This is a genomic window from Paucibacter sp. JuS9, from assembly GCF_044043925.2.
In the GTDB taxonomy this organism is placed as follows: Bacteria; Pseudomonadota; Gammaproteobacteria; order Burkholderiales; family Burkholderiaceae_C; genus JAUASW01.
On record NZ_CP194172.1, the window covers coordinates 664,936 to 681,104 of the forward strand.

General features: G+C 65.0%; 17 protein-coding genes, 2 tRNA genes, 2 pseudogenes and 1 riboswitch. Of the genes and pseudogenes, 1 reads left to right on the top strand and 20 read right to left on the bottom strand.

Annotation, left to right across the window (positions count from 1 at the left end):
- Positions 1–15: 15 nt before the first annotated feature.
- The 18 genes and pseudogenes from ABT392_RS02860 to ybiB form a co-directional block, all read right to left on the bottom strand.
- Complete coding sequence (locus ABT392_RS02860) at positions 16–780, bottom strand: spermine/spermidine synthase domain-containing protein (RefSeq protein WP_334278588.1); 765 nt, start codon at positions 778–780, stop codon at positions 16–18.
- A gap of 36 nt (positions 781–816) precedes the next feature.
- Complete coding sequence (locus ABT392_RS02865) at positions 817–1,167, bottom strand: zinc ribbon domain-containing protein YjdM (protein ID WP_334278589.1); 351 nt, start codon at positions 1,165–1,167, stop codon at positions 817–819.
- Between the two features lie 212 nt (positions 1,168–1,379).
- On the bottom strand, positions 1,380–1,559 hold the full coding sequence (locus ABT392_RS02870; RefSeq protein WP_395386674.1) for a hypothetical protein: 180 nt from the start codon (positions 1,557–1,559) through the stop codon (positions 1,380–1,382).
- A 151-nt stretch (positions 1,560–1,710) separates the two neighbouring features.
- A pseudogene (locus ABT392_RS02875) lies at positions 1,711–1,971 on the bottom strand (YnfA family protein); the annotation flags it as partial.
- Positions 1,969–2,097 (bottom strand): annotated as a pseudogene (locus ABT392_RS02880) (IS3 family transposase); the annotation flags it as partial. The pseudogenes ABT392_RS02880 and ABT392_RS02875, both read right to left, overlap by 3 nt.
- Positions 2,098–2,208: 111 nt before the next feature.
- A tRNA-Asn gene (locus ABT392_RS02885) sits at positions 2,209–2,284 on the bottom strand.
- A gap of 71 nt (positions 2,285–2,355) precedes the next feature.
- Positions 2,356–2,431, bottom strand: a tRNA-Asn gene (locus ABT392_RS02890).
- Between the two features lie 36 nt (positions 2,432–2,467).
- Positions 2,468–4,594 carry a TonB-dependent siderophore receptor gene (locus ABT392_RS02895; protein ID WP_395386673.1) on the bottom strand — a complete coding sequence of 709 codons (2,127 nt, stop codon included), beginning with the start codon at positions 4,592–4,594 and terminating at the stop codon, positions 2,468–2,470.
- A gap of 69 nt (positions 4,595–4,663) precedes the next feature.
- Positions 4,664–4,762: riboswitch (TPP riboswitch) on the bottom strand.
- 90 nt (positions 4,763–4,852) lie between these two features.
- Positions 4,853–5,965 (bottom strand): NAD(P)/FAD-dependent oxidoreductase, encoded by a 1,113-nt coding sequence (locus tag ABT392_RS02900; RefSeq protein ID WP_395386672.1) that lies wholly within the window; start codon positions 5,963–5,965, stop codon positions 4,853–4,855.
- A gap of 52 nt (positions 5,966–6,017) precedes the next feature.
- Positions 6,018–6,341 carry a ferredoxin FdxA gene (gene fdxA / locus ABT392_RS02905; RefSeq protein WP_282826253.1) on the bottom strand — a complete coding sequence of 108 codons (324 nt, stop codon included), beginning with the start codon at positions 6,339–6,341 and terminating at the stop codon, positions 6,018–6,020.
- A gap of 65 nt (positions 6,342–6,406) precedes the next feature.
- Positions 6,407–7,180 (bottom strand): uroporphyrinogen-III C-methyltransferase, encoded by a 774-nt coding sequence (gene cobA / locus ABT392_RS02910; RefSeq protein WP_395386671.1) that lies wholly within the window; start codon positions 7,178–7,180, stop codon positions 6,407–6,409.
- A 5-nt stretch (positions 7,181–7,185) separates the two neighbouring features.
- A complete protein-coding gene (locus tag ABT392_RS02915) occupies positions 7,186–8,484 on the bottom strand; it encodes a sulfate adenylyltransferase subunit 1 (protein ID WP_395386670.1) in 1,299 nt (432 codons plus the stop codon).
- On the bottom strand, positions 8,484–9,443 hold the full coding sequence (gene cysD, locus ABT392_RS02920; RefSeq protein WP_395386669.1) for a sulfate adenylyltransferase subunit CysD: 960 nt from the start codon (positions 9,441–9,443) through the stop codon (positions 8,484–8,486). Before cysD ends, ABT392_RS02915 begins: the two co-directional genes overlap by 1 nt.
- On the bottom strand, positions 9,440–10,237 hold the full coding sequence (locus tag ABT392_RS02925; protein ID WP_395386668.1) for a phosphoadenylyl-sulfate reductase: 798 nt from the start codon (positions 10,235–10,237) through the stop codon (positions 9,440–9,442). Before ABT392_RS02925 ends, cysD begins: the two co-directional genes overlap by 4 nt.
- A complete protein-coding gene (locus ABT392_RS02930) occupies positions 10,234–10,722 on the bottom strand; it encodes a DUF934 domain-containing protein (RefSeq protein WP_395386667.1) in 489 nt (162 codons plus the stop codon). Before ABT392_RS02930 ends, ABT392_RS02925 begins: the two co-directional genes overlap by 4 nt.
- 18 nt (positions 10,723–10,740) lie before the next feature.
- Positions 10,741–12,441, bottom strand: coding sequence for a nitrite/sulfite reductase (locus tag ABT392_RS02935; protein WP_395386666.1), 1,701 nt, complete (start codon positions 12,439–12,441; stop codon positions 10,741–10,743).
- Between the two features lie 18 nt (positions 12,442–12,459).
- On the bottom strand, positions 12,460–13,227 hold the full coding sequence (locus ABT392_RS02940) for a sulfite exporter TauE/SafE family protein (RefSeq protein ID WP_395386665.1): 768 nt from the start codon (positions 13,225–13,227) through the stop codon (positions 12,460–12,462).
- Between the two features lie 120 nt (positions 13,228–13,347).
- Positions 13,348–14,268 (bottom strand): DNA-binding protein YbiB, encoded by a 921-nt coding sequence (gene ybiB / locus ABT392_RS02945; protein WP_395386664.1) that lies wholly within the window; start codon positions 14,266–14,268, stop codon positions 13,348–13,350.
- Between the two features lie 99 nt (positions 14,269–14,367).
- Here ybiB and ABT392_RS02950 point away from each other — a divergent pair, with 99 nt between their 5' ends.
- Complete coding sequence (locus ABT392_RS02950; RefSeq protein ID WP_334278612.1) at positions 14,368–14,511, top strand: hypothetical protein; 144 nt, start codon at positions 14,368–14,370, stop codon at positions 14,509–14,511.
- A gap of 9 nt (positions 14,512–14,520) precedes the next feature.
- Here ABT392_RS02950 and ABT392_RS02955 read toward each other — a convergent pair whose 3' ends face one another.
- Positions 14,521–15,153, bottom strand: coding sequence for a thiol:disulfide interchange protein DsbA/DsbL (locus tag ABT392_RS02955; RefSeq protein ID WP_334278613.1), 633 nt, complete (start codon positions 15,151–15,153; stop codon positions 14,521–14,523).
- A gap of 54 nt (positions 15,154–15,207) precedes the next feature.
- Positions 15,208–16,095, bottom strand: a complete 888-nt coding sequence (locus ABT392_RS02960; RefSeq protein WP_395386663.1) for a DUF4399 domain-containing protein — start codon at positions 16,093–16,095, stop codon at positions 15,208–15,210.
- Positions 16,096–16,169: the final 74 nt, after the last annotated feature.

The window sequence follows — 16,169 nt, forward strand, 5'->3', positions numbered from 1 at the left end:
GCCCTGGGGCCCGTGCTATCGGGACAGTTGCCACTGCCTGACGGCGGTGCTCGTGGCCGCGAATGCGGGCATCAGCTCGCTCCAGGTTTGCTCGTCCATCCCGGCCGGCCGGCGCAGTGCTGCCGGCTTGAACTTGCGCATCAGCAGGCCCTTGCAGGCGAACACGATGCTGTTGCTGCAATCGACGTCGGGCACGACGACCACCTCGTCACCAAAGCTGCGCTGGATGCGCGAAACAAAGCTGTCGAAGTGGCGATGCCCGCTGTGCAGGTTGACGACCATCAGCCCATCCGGCTGCAGCGCCTCGTGGCAGTTGTCGTAGAAGCGCTGCGAGCACAGCGCCGGCGGCTGTCCCTCGCTGTCGAAGCCGTCCACCATCAGCATGTCGACCTTGTAGGGCGGGAAGCGAACGAAGTCGGCACCGTCGCCGCGCCGGACCTTGAAGCGCTCGTCGTCGGCTGGCACCTGGAACTCGTCGCGCAGCGCAATCACATGCGGATTGATCTCGACCACCTTGATGCGGGTGTCCGGCAGGTGCTGGTAGCAGAACTTGGCCATCGAGCCGCCGCCCAGGCCGATCATGGCCAGCGTGTCGGGCCTGTTGTTGAACAGCAGTGCCGCCATCATCGTGCGCGTGTAGTCCAGGTCCAGCGCGTAGGGCCGCTGCGTCTGCATGCGGCTCTGGATCTCGCAGATGGAGAAATGCAAGGCCTTGGTGCTGAGCGTCTGGTAGACGAAAGGCTTGACGTGCTGGCTTGATGTGTCGGTTTGGTCGGGCATGGCGGGTTCAACAATACCAAGGCGGTCGGCGGCTGATCAAACCTTCTTGACGAATTCGGACTTCAAGCCCATCGCACCGATGCCGTCGATCTTGCAATCGATGTCGTGATCGCCGTCGGCCAGGCGGATGTTCTTGACCTTGGTGCCGACCTTGACCACGAGCGACGAGCCCTTGATCTTCAGGTCCTTGATCACGGTGACCGTGTCTCCGTCCTGCAGCACATTGCCCACCGCGTCCTTGATCACGCGTGCTTCATCTGCGGCGCCCGCTTCCTGCGCCTGGGCCGACCACTCATGCCCGCATTCCGGGCAGACCAGCATCGCGCCGTCCTCGTAGGCATAGGCCGAGTTGCACTGAGGGCAGGGTGGCAGGGCGGCGTCGGTCATACAGGGGGTCCTCGAAGCGGGAATGAAGAAGCCCCACCATCTTGCGATGCTGGGGCTCTTTGCCTGGCTGCTCGACCCGGGCTTGAACCAGGGGCCTACGGATCAAGAGCAGAGCCAGTGCAAATTTCTAAGTTCGCGAATTTTAGCGGACTTGGGCTGGTGCCCAGCTTGCGCTCCTCTGATGGGGCGTTTCGGTCTTGCGGACGACAGCGTCACCGGGCCTTGAGTGCTGCAATCTGCTCGGGTTGAAGGAAGAAGCTGACGTATCCGCAGGAAGGGCAGGCAAACGGTTGGGGGTTCACGCCTCCATCGCCAGTCAAGAGCGCTTTGATGCGCGAGGTTTCAGCGTGCTGCAAGTTCACTGGATAGAACAGCTGCTTGGCTTCGATCAACGTCGTCTGATCGTGCGGGCATCGGCGAATTGACATGGATGGCGTTTCCAAAAAGGCGGCAGCTTAACTGAGAGGGTGCGCACGTCGATTTCGGGTTCTCCCGCACCGGTTGTTTCGTCGGTTGTCTCGATTCGCGAGTCGCAAGCGGCCATCAAGCGGACCGTGGCCCGAACACGATGATCGCCACGCCCAGGAAGCAAACGACGACGCCGATCCAATCGGTGGTCGAGGGCGTCACTTTGTCGATGAGCCAAAGCCATAGATCTGTCACACCGATGTAGACGCCACCGTTGGCGGCATACACGCGGCCGGCGGCCGTGGGATGGAGGGGCAGCATTCAGGCGAAGATGCCCAGACTGAGGGCTGCAGGCACAAGCTGCCAGGCCGACTGGCCCTGCTTGAGCCACAGGTAACTGTCGCCCTTGGAGCCGACTGAGGGCTCGATGCCAGCCTCGACCAGTCGCTCGGAGTAGCGGATGCCGACGTATTGCGACCCCTTGTCCGAGTCATGAATCAGCGCGCCGTCGCGCTCAGGCTTGCCCAGCCCTGACAACCGGCGTCAGTAGTGACTGCGTCTGAGCTGCCGAGCAGCAATGTTCGAACACAAAGAAAAACCCCCAACACCTTGCGATGTTGGGGGCTCTCTATCTGGCTCCTCGACCTGGGCTCGAACCAGGGACCTACGGATTAACAGTCCGGCGCTCTACCGACTGAGCTATCGAGGAATTGATCGGTACTTCTGTCTTCTTACAAGCTGAAGCCGCTGCGACTTTCGAAGCAGCGGCTTCTTGTTCTGTGGCTCCTCGACCTGGGCTCGAACCAGGGACCTACGGATTAACAGTCCGGCGCTCTACCGACTGAGCTATCGAGGAACAGAGCCTTGCATTATAGACCAGATTTTTGAGCCTTTACAAGCTCAGCTCCAGGCTCGCTCTCCAGGTGCGGGGAGCGAGCGGGTAGAGGTAGGCATGCTCGTACTGGAAGGGCGATTCCTTCCATGCGCGCTTGTTGCTCAGGTTGTCGACGCCCGCACGCCAGACCCACAGCTGGCGGCCCACGGCATGCTCGTAGCGCAGCGCCGCGTCAAGGCGGGTCCAGGCCGGGATCTGCAGGCTGTTGTCGGGCAGCACTTCGCGTGCGCCTTCGCGGACCAGGCCCAGCTGCGCCTGGAGGCCGAGCATCAGTTGCTGGCGCGCCTGCAGCTTGATCGTGGTCTCGGGCACATTGGCCGGCGTCAGGCCGTTGAGGCCGGCGCTGGCGCTGCCCTCATTGCGTGCGCGCAGTTTCATTGCGCTGGCAAGCACGCCACCACCGGTCCACTTCAAATCAGCCTGGGCTTCGATGCCGCGATGGCGCGCGCCGCCATCAGCCTGGCGCACGCAGCTGTTCGCGGCCGAGCCGCAGGTGCCGATGTCGCGCCATGCAGGACGCTGGATGTCGAAGGCCGCGATGGACCAGTCCACCATCTTGCTGCCGGACTTCAGGCCGACCTCGAGCTGCTCGCTTTTCAAGGCAGGCAAGGCCTGACCCCGGTTGCTGTAGCGAGCGCGGTTGGGTGCCACTTCGCTCTCGATGCCCTGGCCCCAGCTGGCATAGGCCATCAGTTGCGAATCGAAGGCATAGCTCAGGCCCAGCCAGGGCGTGGTGAAGCTCTGCTCATAGCTGGTGGCTCGCGTGTCGCTGGTGTTGACGCGGTAGCTGCTGCGCTCGATGCGGCTGTGGCGCAGGCCCACCCAGGCGTTCAGTTGCGGGCTCAGTTCGATGGCGTCGCGCAGGTAGAACTCGCGGCTGCGTTCATCGCGGTTGGTGTTGGCGTCGTTCAGCGTGGCATCGGCTGTGGTGCGCGGCACGGCGGAGATGTTCCCGGTGCCGGCCCAGTTGTAGGCCTGGCCCTGGAATCGGCTCCAGAAGCGCGTGAACAGCACGCCGGTGCTGAGCTTGTGCCGCAGGCCACCAAGCACGACGGATCCGTTCAGCGAGAAGTCGGTGGCATCGCTGTTGCGGCGCTCGTTCTCGCTGCGGAAATCGTATTGATCGAAGTCGCCATTGGGGCAGTAGCTCGATGCCCAGTAGCTGCCATCGGCGTCGCTGCAGCCAAAGGCGTAGGCCAGGCGGTCGTCGGTCTTCAGGCGCTGCATGCCCCAGTGGACTTGCGCCTTCCAGTCGCCGCTCAGGCGCTGCTGCCAGCGCAGCGAGGCCTGGCTGTTGTCGAACACAACCGGCTGGCTCCAGCGCTGGTTGTTGAGGTTGGTGCGCGGGTCGATGCTGCGGGCATCGGGCAGTTTGTTGCCGAGCAGGCTGAAGCCAGGCTGGCTGGGTTGGCTTTGCTTGTTCAGTTCGAACTCGGCTTCCAGCAAGGTGTCGGGCGACAGGCGCCAGTCGCCCGCCATGGCGAACAGATGGCGCTGGCCCTTGGCATCGCGCAACTCGGGCTTCAACACAGCGGTGCTGGCATTCAGGCGCAGGCCGAACGCCTTGCTGCTGCCGAAGCGGTGGCTCAGGTCGGCGGCTAGCTCGGCCGTGCCGCGCTCACTGAATGCGATGGTGGTGCTGTGCAGCTCGAGCGTGGGGCGCTTGACGATCAGGTTGACGATGCCGCCCGGCGCGCTGGTGCCGGCCTGGATGCCGCTGCTGCCCTTGAGCACTTCAATGGCCGATTTGTTGCCCAGTGCCAGCGCGGTTTCCGCATTGATCGGCAGGCCGTCGCGGCGGTAGTTGAAGCGGTTGTCGAGGTCGAAGCCGCGAATTTTGAGGTAGGAGACATAGCCCTGCGAGTTGTAGGCATCGCCAATGCTGGCGTCCAGCGCGGTGATGCCGGAGAGGGCGTTGATGCCGCTGCTCAGCAGCTGCTCGGTGCCGAGCAGCGTGGCCTGCAGTGGCAGCTTGGCCACCGGCGTGTCGCCGAAGCCGCCGACCTGCACGGGCGCTTCGGAGCGGCCGGTGATGGAGACGGTGGGGAGTTGCTGGGCGGACGCGGCCGTGCTCAGCAGAGCCAGGGCGGCGGCAATGCGATTCAAGGAAAGTTGGTGTGCCATCGAAAAGCTCGAGCGATGGCAGGTCGGCAAACGCGTGATGCGATACAGGTCCGGAGACGTCGATGGCCTGTTCGTTTTCGGCTGCTTCCCTGCGCGAGGATTACCTCAATCAGGTTCAAAGGGACTGTCTCAGTCGAGCCTTGCGGCTCAACACCCCTAGCGAATTCCTCATTCCACAAGGGAACGAGGCGAGCGGCATTGTAGTGCCGTCATAAAAAAGGCCCGCACGCGGCGGGCCTTCTTTGCTGCGACTGACGCTCAGTCGAACACCGGCGAATCCACGCCCAGCACCTTGTGCAGCTTGGGGCTGGTGGTCGTGTACTGCAGGTGAATGCGCTTCTCCGGGAAGACGTAGGGCGCGGCGCCGAAGGCGGCGAGGGCGCACTCATGGAAGCCTGAGAGGATCAGCTTCTTCTTGCCCGGATAGGTGTTCACGTCGCCCACGGCGAAAATGCCGGGCACCGAGGTCTCGAACTTCTCGGTGTCGACGACGATCTGCTTGCGCTCCAGGGCCAGGCCCCACTCGGCGATGGGGCCGAGCTTCGGCGAGAGGCCGAAGAACACCAGCACTTCATCGCAGGGCACAACGCGCGTGACGCCGTCGCCGCCGGTGACCTTGACGCCGCTGAGCTTGTCATCGGCCTCGACGATGTCGGTCACCTGGCCAACCAGGAACTGCATCTCGTAGGCGTCGCAGAGTTCTTTCATCTTCGCGACCGAGGCGGGTGCGGCGCGGAAGCCGTCGCGGCGGTGCAGGAGGATGACGCTCTCGGCCTTGTTGGCGCTGCCGTCGTCATTGCCGGCGCAAAAGTTCAGCGCCCAGTCGAGGGCGGAGTCGCCGCCGCCGACGATCAGCAGGTTCTTGCCGGCGAACTGCGCCGGGTTGCGCACGCGGTAATGCAGCTGCGAGTCGGTGTACTTCTCGATGCCGTCGACCTTCAGCGTGCGCGGCTGGAACGAGCCCACGCCACCGGCGATGAAGATGGTCTTGGTGAGAAAAGCCGTGCCCTTGCTGGTCTCGACATAGAAGCGGCCATCGTCCTGCTTCTGCACCGTGGTCACTTCCTGGCCCAGATGGAAGGTGGCGCCGAAGGGCTCGATCTGCTTGAGCAGGTTGTCGGTCAGTTCCTTGCCGGTGCAGATGGGCACGGCCGGGATGTCGTAGATCGGCTTGTCCGGATACAGCTCGATGCACTGGCCGCCGGGGTAGGCCAGCGAGTCGATGATGTGCGCCTTGATCTCCAGCAGGCCCAGCTCGAACACCTGGAACAGGCCCACGGGGCCCGCGCCAACGATGACGGCATCGGTCTCGATGGGGCCACCGTGCTCGGCGGCGGTCTTGGCGATCTCTGCGTTCACTTGAAGTTCCATGTCAGGGTGCGCGGCGCTTGGCCGCGACTTCCTTGTTCAGTCTTTGATTCGGTCAGCGGATCAATTCGGGCAGCTTGCCCGTCTTGTCCTTCCAGTCGTCAGCGTCGGGCAGCGCGGGTTTGCGCTTGGTGATACTGGGCCACTTCTTGGCCAGATCGGCATTGAGCTTGATCATGTGCTGCTGATTGCCGGGCACGTCCTCTTCAGGGACGATGGCGTTCACCGGGCACTCCGGGATGCAGACGGCGCAGTCGATGCATTCGTCCGGATCGATCGTGAGGAAATTCGGGCCCTCGCGGAAGCAGTCAACGGGGCAGACATCGACGCAATCGGTGTATTTGCAGCGGATGCAGGCTTCGGTAACGACGTGGGTCATGGAGGCAGCTCGGTTTTTGTGGGCCCACCCTCGGCGCAGGTCGCAACCGGGGCAAAGCGCGGATTTTAATCGTTCAGGGTAATTACCTGGGCTTGAGCCAGATCCAGACCTGGGGACTTGACGGCCTTTTTACGCATTGGCGCCACATGGCGAGCCCCGGCGCCCACTGTCACCACCGTCGGGCGGCCCTTGTGCAGCAGCGCGGCGGCAGCCAGATCGGCCACCAGGTGATCGCTGGAAAGTGCATCGGCGCAGCCCGCCTTGGAGACCACCAGGGCCGGCGTGTCGGCCGGCCAGCCGGCCTGCTGCAGCTTGCGGGCGAGAAGCCCCAACTGGCGGCCGGCCATGTAGAACACCTCGGTATCGGCGCTCTTCATGGCCTGGAGGTCGCCCTCCTTGGTCATGGCCGTGCTCAGGGCCACGGTGCGGCCTTGGCCGCGGCGCGTCAGCGGGCGCTGGGTATGGGCGGCAGCGGCAATCGCGGCCGTGACGCCGGGCACCACTTCGCTTTCAATGCCGGCTTCGGCCAGTGCGATCAGCTCTTCTTCCAGTCGACCGAAGACGCTGGCATCACCGCCCTTGAGGCGAACGACGACGGCATGGGCCTGCGCCTGCTTGACCAGCAAGGCGTTGATCGCGGTCTGGGCCGTGGAGTCGCAGAAGCCGCGCTTGCCCACGTCCAGCCACAGCGCGTTTGGAGCGAACTCGCGCAGGGCCGGGTCGGTGAGGGCGTCGAACAGCACCACATCGGCGCGTTGCAGGGCGCGGGCACCGCGCAGGGTGATCAGGTCGGCGGCGCCGGGGCCGGCGCTCACGAAGATGACTTTTCCTTGGGCCATCTTGATCACCTCACCAGCAAGGCGCCGGACGTGCGATTGCTTGTCGGGTCCACGACGATCAGTGCGCCACCCACGCGGTTCTCCGTGTACGGCTCCACCGGCAGTGGCTGCTGCGTCTCGATCTTCACGTGGCCGATCTCGTTGACCGCCAGCTCATGCGCTTGAGCTTCGGCCAGCGTGTGGATGTCCAGCTTGTGCTCGATGGCCGTGATGCGCGCTTGCACCCAGCGGTTGCCGTGGCGCACCCAGTACTTGCGGCCGACTTGGGCCGGCTCGGTGTCCAGCCAGGCCAGCGTCGCTTCAAACGCCTGCTTGGGTTCGGCGCTGCCCGGCGTGACGATCCAGTCGCCGCGGCTCACGTCCAGCTGGCGGTCCAGCAGAAGACCGGCGGACTCGCCCGCCACGCTGTGTGCGACGGTTTCGCCCGCCTTGCGCACTTCAGCCACGATGGCCTTCTGGCCGCTGGGCAGCACCTGAATCTCGTCGCCAGCCTTGACCTGCCCATGGGCAATGCGGCCCCACAGGGTTCTGGGCTGATGGCCCGTGCCATCGCCGTTGGTGGCGACGTACTGCACCGGAATGGCCAGTCGTCCTTCAACCTTCTCCTGCACCGTCGGCAGGCTCTCCAGCACTTGCAAGAGCGACGGGCCCTGGTACCAGCTCGCATCCAGCGGCTGGGTGACGTTGTCGCCCCGCAGCGCGCTGACCGGGACGATGGCCTTGACCTCGATGCCCGCTTCCTGGGCGAACTTGCGCAGCGCCGTGCTCACCTTGGCATAGCCCTCGGCCGGGTGCTCCAGCGCGTCGATCTTGTTGATCGCAAACACGATGCTCGGCACCCGCAGCAGGTGCGCCAGCAGGCTGTGGCGGCGGGTCTGCGGCAGGAGCGTGATCTCGGCTTCATCGAGCTTCAACTTGGTGATGTCCACCAGCACGACCGCTGCATCGCTTCCTGCAGCCGCAGTCACCATGTTGCGCGTGTACTGCTCATGGCCCGGAGCGTCGGCAATGATGAACTTGCGGGTCTTGGTAGCGAAGTAGCGGTAAGCCACATCGATGGTGATGCCTTGCTCGCGCTCGGCTTCGAGTCCATCGGTCAGCAATGAGAGATCAATCGGCGCACCGGCGGCGCGCTTCTCCAGCGTGTCCAGCTGATCAGCCAGGATGGCCCGGCTGTCGAACAGCAGCCGGCCGATCAAGGTGCTCTTGCCATCGTCCACGCTGCCTGCCGTGAGGAAGCGCAAAGCCCGGTGCTGGGTGTCCACGTCTTGCTCGTGGATCAGATTGTTCAAGACGGCGCTCATCAGAAATAGCCTTCCTTTTTGCGGCGCTCCATCGAGGCCTCGCTGGTGCGGTCGTCCATGCGGGTGGCACCGCGCTCGCTGATGGTGACGGTCAGGGTTTCGGCGACGATCTCCGAGGCCGTCGCGGCATCGCTCTCCACCGGGCAGGTGCAGGTCATGTCGCCAACGGTGCGGAAGCGGACGGTTGCCGTCTCGACGGTCTCGCCTTCTTCGGGCGGCGTCACCTCCGTCAGCGGCACCAGCAAGCCCTTGCGGCGGATCACCGAGCGCTCGTGGGCGTAGTAGAGCGACGGCAGCGGGATGTTCTCGCGGGCCAGGTAGAGCCAGACATCGAGCTCGGTCCAGTTCGAGATCGGGAAGGCGCGGAAGTGTTCGCCCGGGCGGATGCGGGTGTTGAACAGGTTCCACAGCTCCGGGCGCTGTTCCTTGGGCTGCCACTGGCCGAAGGAGTCGCGGTGGCTGAAGATGCGTTCCTTGGCGCGGGCTTTTTCTTCATCGCGGCGGGCGCCGCCGATCAGCACGTCGAAGCGGTGTTCTTCGATGGCTTCCAAGAGAGCGACCGTTTGATGGCCGTTGCGCGACTCCAGTGGGTGAGAGAGGCGCACCGTGCCGCGGGCGATGGAATCTTCCAGATGGCCGACGACCAGGCGCTCGCCCATCTCTTCAACACGGCGGTCGCGGAACGCGATGACCTCGGGGAAGTTGTGGCCGGTGTCCACGTGCAGCAAGGGGAATGGCAGACGGCCCTTGAACTCGTTACCAGACACGCGTTGCTTGAAGGCCTTCTCCGCCAGGCGCAGCACGACGCAGGAATCCTTGCCGCCCGAGAACAGCAGCGCCGGCCGCTCGAACGAGGCCGCCACTTCGCGCAGGATGAAGATGGCTTCTTCCTCGAGGTGATCCAGATGTCGGTGGTCCACCGATGGCAACAGCTTTTCCAAGTTCACAGGCGCGTTCATGCGTGCGCTCCAGTTTTCAATTCTTCATTCGAATGCGCCTTGTGCAAGCCGCATTCCTTCGCGTTCTCGTCCTCCCACCACCACCGTCCTGCGCGGAAATCCTCGCCGACGGCAATCGCCCTTGTGCAGGGCTCGCAACCGATGCTGGGCATGAACTGGTCATGCAGCAGGTTGTAGGGAACGTCAAACTTGTCGAGGTAGAACCAGACATCATTCCAGCTCCACTCGGCCAGCACATTGAGCTTGGTGCGGCCCTGGCCGTCTGGCTCGCTGAAGGGCACTTCGGCGCGGTTGGCTGACTGCTCGCGGCGCAGGCCGGTGATCCAGGCCGTGCGGCCAGCCAGCATGCGCGAGAGCGGCTCCAGCTTGCGAACCGCGCAGCAGGCCTTGCGCAGCGCCAGGCTCTCGTACATTGCCTTCTCGCCATTCGTGCGAACGAAGTGAATCACTTGCTCGTCAACCGGCTTGAAGACAGCAACCTGCAAGCCCAGCCGCGATTCGATCTGCGGCAGCAAGGCCAGCGTTTGCGCGTGCAGCTTGCCGGTGTCCAGCGTGGCCACATCAACGGCCAGGCCGTGGCGGGCGATCAGGTCGGTAATGACCATGTCTTCCGCCCCCAGGCTGGTGGACTGGATCAGGCCGGCGCCATAGGTGGCAACCGCCGCGCGCAGCAGCTCGACGCTCTTGGCCAGGCGCGCGTCAAAGCCAGCGGTCTCGCGGGCATAGAGGGCCACGGCCGAGCTGCCGGCGCCGGCGCCGGGCAGGAACGACAGGCTGCTGCTCTCCGAGCTCATGCCGCCACCTTGGCAAACACGGGCTGATGTTGCAAGACATCACCCTGGTAGTGAGCAGGGAAGAAGGAGAGCGCGCGGCGAGCCGCGTCGAGGCTTTGATCAGCCCGCAATTGCACGGCATCGAAACCGCAGCGCTGCAAGAGCGGCAGCATGTCCACGAGCACTTCGCCTGTGGCGCGGATCTCGCCAGCAAAACGGTAGCGGGCACGCAAGAGGCGAGCCTGGCTGTAGGCGCGGCCGTCCACCCATTTCGGGAACTGCAGGACGATCACGGAGAGGCGCGGCAGGTCAGCCACCAGGCCTTCGATGTCGAAGTCATTGCTCAGCTCAACGGCGGTGGCCAGGCCGTCAGGCCAGTGCTCGCGCACGGCATGCCATTGCTCCAGCGTCAGCAGGCGATGCGAGGTGGTCGGCGGATGCGGGCTCGGGCCGTCTTCGCCTTGCACGCGCTGCCAGGGGTCTTGATGGGTGTCGATGAAATTCATGATCGTTCAGGCAATCATTCAGGCAGTCGCGTGTGCGGGTGCGGTGGACGTGCGGCGGGCATTGGCCGGCGCCTTGAAGGGCTCGATGCCGATGCGGCGCACGGTGTCGATGAAGCGCTCGCCGGCTGCGCGTTCCAGGCGGTAGGTTTCGATGATGGACTCGATCACCTCGCTGACCTCGTCGGCCGCGAAGGAGGGCCCGATCACCTTGCCGGCCTGCGACTTGCCCGACAGCGTCGAGCCGTCCGAGCCGCCGAGCGACACCTGGTACCACTCCTTGCCGTCCTTGTCGACGCCGAGGATGCCGATGTGGCCGCTGTGGTGGTGGCCGCAGCTGTTGATGCAGCCGCTGATGTGCAGGTCGATGTCGCCGATGTCGTAAAGCTCGTCCAGGTCCTGGAAGCGCTCGGTGATTTCGCCGGCGATGGGGATGGAGCGGGCATTGGCCAGTGCGCAGAAGTCGCCGCCGGGGCAGGCAATCATGTCGGTCAAAAGGCCGATGTTGGGCGTGGCAAAGCCATTGGCCTTGGCCGCTTCAAACACCGCCGCCAGATCGGCCTCGCGCACCCAGGGCAGGAGCAGGTTCTGGTCGTGCGTGACACGCAATTCGCCCTGGCTGAACTGGTCTGACAGCGCGGCCGCAGCTTCCATCTGCGCATCGGTGGCATCGCCGGGCGGCAGGCCCACGCGCTTGAGCGACAGCGTCACGCCGCGATAGCCGCTCACGCGGTGGTTGTGCACATTGCGCTCCAGCCAACGCTTGTAGGCCGGGCTTGCGCCGGCAAAGATGTCGATGGCCGGCACGGCCTTGACGCCCGCGGGCACGACGAAGCTGGCGGCCACGCGGTCCAGCTCTGCTTGCGGGATCAGGTGCTCATGGCCACCCGCGTCGTCCGCCAGGATCAGGCGGAACTCTTCATTCACCGCGTCGAAGAACTTCTGGCCCTCGGCCTTGACCAGGATCTTGATGCGGGCCTTGTAGGCGTTGTCGCGGCGGCCGTAGCGGTTGTAGACGCGCACGATGGCCTCGATGTAGACGAGGATCTGCTGCCAGGGCAGGAAGGCGTGGATCTCCTGGCCAATGATGGGCGTGCGGCCCATGCCGCCACCGACCAGCACCTGGAAGCCGACTTCGCCAGCCTCGTTCCTCTTCAGTTGCAGGCCGATGTCGTGCCATGCGATGGCTGCGCGGTCTTCAGTGGCACCAGAGATGGCGATCTTGAACTTGCGCGGCAGGAAGGCGAACTCAGGGTGCAGGGTGCTCCACTGGCGCAGCACTTCGGCGTAGGGGCGCGGGTCGACGATTTCGTCTGCCGCCACGCCGGCCAGGCCGTCGCTGGTGATGTTGCGGATGCAGTTGCCGCTGGTCTGGATGCCGTGCATGTCCACCTCGGCCAGCAGGTCCATCACATCAGCCGACTTGACCAGCGGAATCCAGTTGTATTGCAGGTTCTGGCGCGTCGTGAAGTGGCCGTAGCCACGGTCGTATTCGCGGGCGATCTTGGCCAGCTGGCGCAGTTGATGGCTGGACATCACGCCATAGGGCACGGCCACGCGCAGCATCGGTGCATGGCGCTGCACATACCAGCCGTTCTGCAGGCGCAGCGGGCGGAATTCGTCGTCGGAGAGCGTGCCGGCGATATTGCGCTCCAGCTGGTCGCGGAACTGCGCGGCGCGGGCGCGGACGAACTGGCGGTCGAAATCGGTATACGCGTACATGGTCAGCGAACTCAAGAATCAGTGAATGACTTTCCAGCCGGCCATCAGGAGCGAGGCGCAGAGCAGGGCGCGGACGGCCCCGTCGGGCAGGCGGCGGGTGAGCTGGGCGCCAAGCCAGATGCCGGGTACCGAGCCGATCAGCAGCGGCACGAGCAGCGTCCAGTTCACATGGCCCAGCGTGGCATGGCCGATGCCGGCCACCAGCGTCAGCGGCACCGCGTGGGCGATGTCGCTGCCCACGATGTAGCGGGCCTCGAGGCGCGGATAGATCAGGAGGATCAGCGTCGCGCCAATGGCGCCGGCACCGATGGAGGACAGGGACACCAGCACGCCGAGGATGGCACCGGCGGTGATGGTCAGCGCCGGTTTGCGGGAATCGGGAATGTACTGCTCGAGCTTCAGACCCAGGGCCTGCCAGCTCTTCTTGAAGGCGACCACGACCGCCGTCAGCAAGAGGGCAATGCCCAGCGAGAACGTGAGTGCCGCGGCCCAGCCCTTGGTGACGCCGCTCAGGTGCATCAGGGCGACGGTGGCGAGCGAGGCGGGGATGGATCCGGCCAGCAGGCGGCCGGTGATGTCCCAGCGCACATGGCCGTGGCGGGAATGGGCCACCGAGCCGGAGACCTTGGTCAGCGCGGCAAACCACAGGTCGGTGCCGATGGCCACGGCCGGGCTGAGCCGGAACACCGACAGCAGCAGGGGCGTCATCAGCGAACCGCCGCCCACGCCGGTGATACCGACGATGGCGCCGACGCCAAATCCGCTGACAACCGCAATCCAGTCCAAAGCCGCTCCCGTTGGGGCTGGGCTGCCCCCGTGGCAACCCTAGGCGGCGGACTTTATCGACGCTTTATATATAAGCAAACTAAAAAATCGTTGTTGTTATATTCAGATCAAGAATAAGCATCAGAAGCTGGCAAGCTGAGCCAGGGCCTGGACCTGCTCGGCGATCCGCGGTGGGATAGCCTGGCGGCCGTCCAGCATCGCCTGAATCAGCATTGCGTTGGCGCTCGCTTCGCAATCCGGCGAGAGCGGCCAATCGATGTCGGTGGTGTCGGCAGGGTGCAGCTCCTGGGCCTGTCCGTCGGCAAAGCCGATCAGATGGGCGCGGCGGCGCAGGTGGGCATAGGCTTCGCCCTCGCTGGCCCTCATCAGCAAGGCGCGGCCACCGGCAGCGGTCAGCACCGGCAGGGCCTGGCCGAGGCTGTCCAGATATTCGGGATGCGTGACGGCCACGACCCGCACGCTGCGCCCAGGTGCGGCGTCCAGCAGCTTGGCCACGCTGTGGCCGCTGTTGCGAACGCCCAGGCGCGGGCGCAGGGCCATGAGCTTGTCCAGCCCCGGATTCAAGGCGGACAAGGGAAGGGCGGCGATGCGATGGCTGGACAGGCGCTCGCTGGCGGCAGCCACGTCAGCAGCCAGCGGCAGGCCCAGCGCGGCGAGCAGGTCAAACGGGCTTTGCCGGCTGTCGAAGTCATGGCGGCCATGAATCAGCACCGGCACGCCCTCGCGGGCCAGCAGCAGCGCCACCAGTGGCATCAGGTTGGCTTGCTTGCGCGCGCCATTGAAGCTGGGCAGGAGCACGCAGCGCGGGCCGTTGGGCACCAGGACCTGCGAGGTGCGCGCCTGCATCGCCCGCTCGAAGGCCAGCAGTTCTTCAGCGCTTTCGCCCTTGATGCGCAGGCTCAGCAGGATGGCGCCGAGCTCCAGGTCGGGCACCTGGCCATCCAGGATGGCGCCGAACAGGTGTTCGGCCTGCTCGGCCGTCATGTCGCGGGCGCCGCGCGCGCCGCGGCCGATTTCCTTGATGAGGGCGGGGTACAGCATCGGGCCAGTGTAGATGTCGCAAACCTGGTGAAAACCGGGTGCGACCGGCCCTAGACTCTCCCCCGGTGCAATCGGCACTGCAAACACCGGAGGGACGCCATGGCCAAGGGTCAGCAAAAGAGCAACAAGGAAACCAAGAAGCCGAAGAAGGACAGCTCGCCCGGCAAGGCGCCGTCGCCCGGCGCCGTGATGCCCACCGTCGTGACCGCGGTGATCGAGCGCGGCAAGAAGAAGGACAAGTAAGCAGGCGGCTCAGCCGCGCTTGGGCAGGTTCAGAAGGTAGTCGACCACGGCCATCGCCTGGTCGGTACCCTGGGCCATCTGCGGCGAGGTGCCATAGCGTCCGTTGACCACCAGCCAGGGCACGCCGTTCACGTCGTACTTGGTGGCGGCGGCCTGTGCCTGGCGGCAGCGGCTTTGCACCGAGAACGACTCCCACAGCTGCGCGAACTTGGCGCCGTCGAAGCCGTTGCGGCTGACAAAGGCCTGGATGGCCGGCAGCTCGCTCAGGTCCAGGTGTTCGACCTGCAAGGCATTGAACAGGCGCGAGTGCAGCTTGTCGCCGACGCCCATCGCTTCCAGGGTGTAGAAGATGCGCTGATGCGCCTCGGCCACCTTGCGGATCACGGCCGGCGTGCGCTTGAACTGGATGTCAGCCGGCTTGTTCTTCAGCCAGCGCTCCAGCGACGGCTCGAGAGCGAAGCAGGCGCCGCAGCCATACCAGAAGAATTCCATCACCTCGCCACGGCCGCCCGTGCTGGCCACCGGCTGCGGGTTGCTCAGCAGCTTGTAGTGCTGGCCCTCGATGGGCTTGCCCTGGGCCCAGGCCAGGCTGGGTGCGAGGCCGCCGATCAGGGCGGCCTGGGTGAATGCGCGTCGGTCCATCTGGATCCCTCCCGGTTTCTTGACCGGCGGATTCTGCCGCAAGCGCGGCTCGCTTCAACGGTCCTGCCGCTGCACGGTGAAGCGCAAGGGAGAGGCACGCAGCAGCTGGGTGCCCTCGCCATCCAGCAGCCTCAGGTCGATCTCGTAATCGCCTCTGGGTAGATCAACGAGGGCCTCGGTACGGCCGTCTGACAAGACCTGGCGCTGCACTTGCGCGCCACCCTTGCTGCTGATGGTGATGGCGAAATGGCCGGTGTCCTTGACCTTCTGCGTGGCCGGCGCGATGCCGAAGCCCACCGCGCCCAGGCTCAGCACGAAGGGGCTGGTGACGGGCTCCTCGTCGCGCAGGTTCTTCACGTAGACCTCCTTGCCACCGGGGCGAGGCGCCGAGATCGTGTCCTGGTACCAGAGCGCGCAGCTTTCCTCGAAGTTGCCGGGCTCGATGCGTGGCGCAGCTCCGCTGCGGCGGCCCAGCACATGGATGGTGATCTCGCGGCTGTAGACGAAATAGGGCCGGTGCTCATGATCGGCAAACAGCAGGCGCAAGGTGTGCTTGCCGTCCGGCAGATCGAGCTGGGTGCCGGTCTGGCCCTTGCCGAAATGCTTGTGGGTGTCGGAGAAGGGAATCTGCGCCTGGTGGTTCATCGGCAGCGGCGTGTCTATCAGGAGGTGGTGGTGGCCGGCCTTCTCGTTCTTGTTGCCGGCAGGCACCACGCCCATGCCGCGCACACCGAACTCGACCCAGAAAGGTGAGCGAACCGCATAGTTGTGGGCCAGGTTGACGAAGCTCACCGTGGTCGGGTCTCGCAGGTCTACCGAGGTGCGCTGCTGTGTGTGTGCCAGCCAGCAGCGTCGCTCAAGCGCTCCCGTCGGTAGTGGCTCTGCAAGGCTTGGTGCGGCAAGACCTGCGAGGGCAAGCAGAACAGGAATCTTGGACAGCATGCAAACCTCCCTGGCAACAGCTGGCCAGGTGATTCTTGCATCGCTGCCGACACTTGAGCCTCGCCTGTATCGGG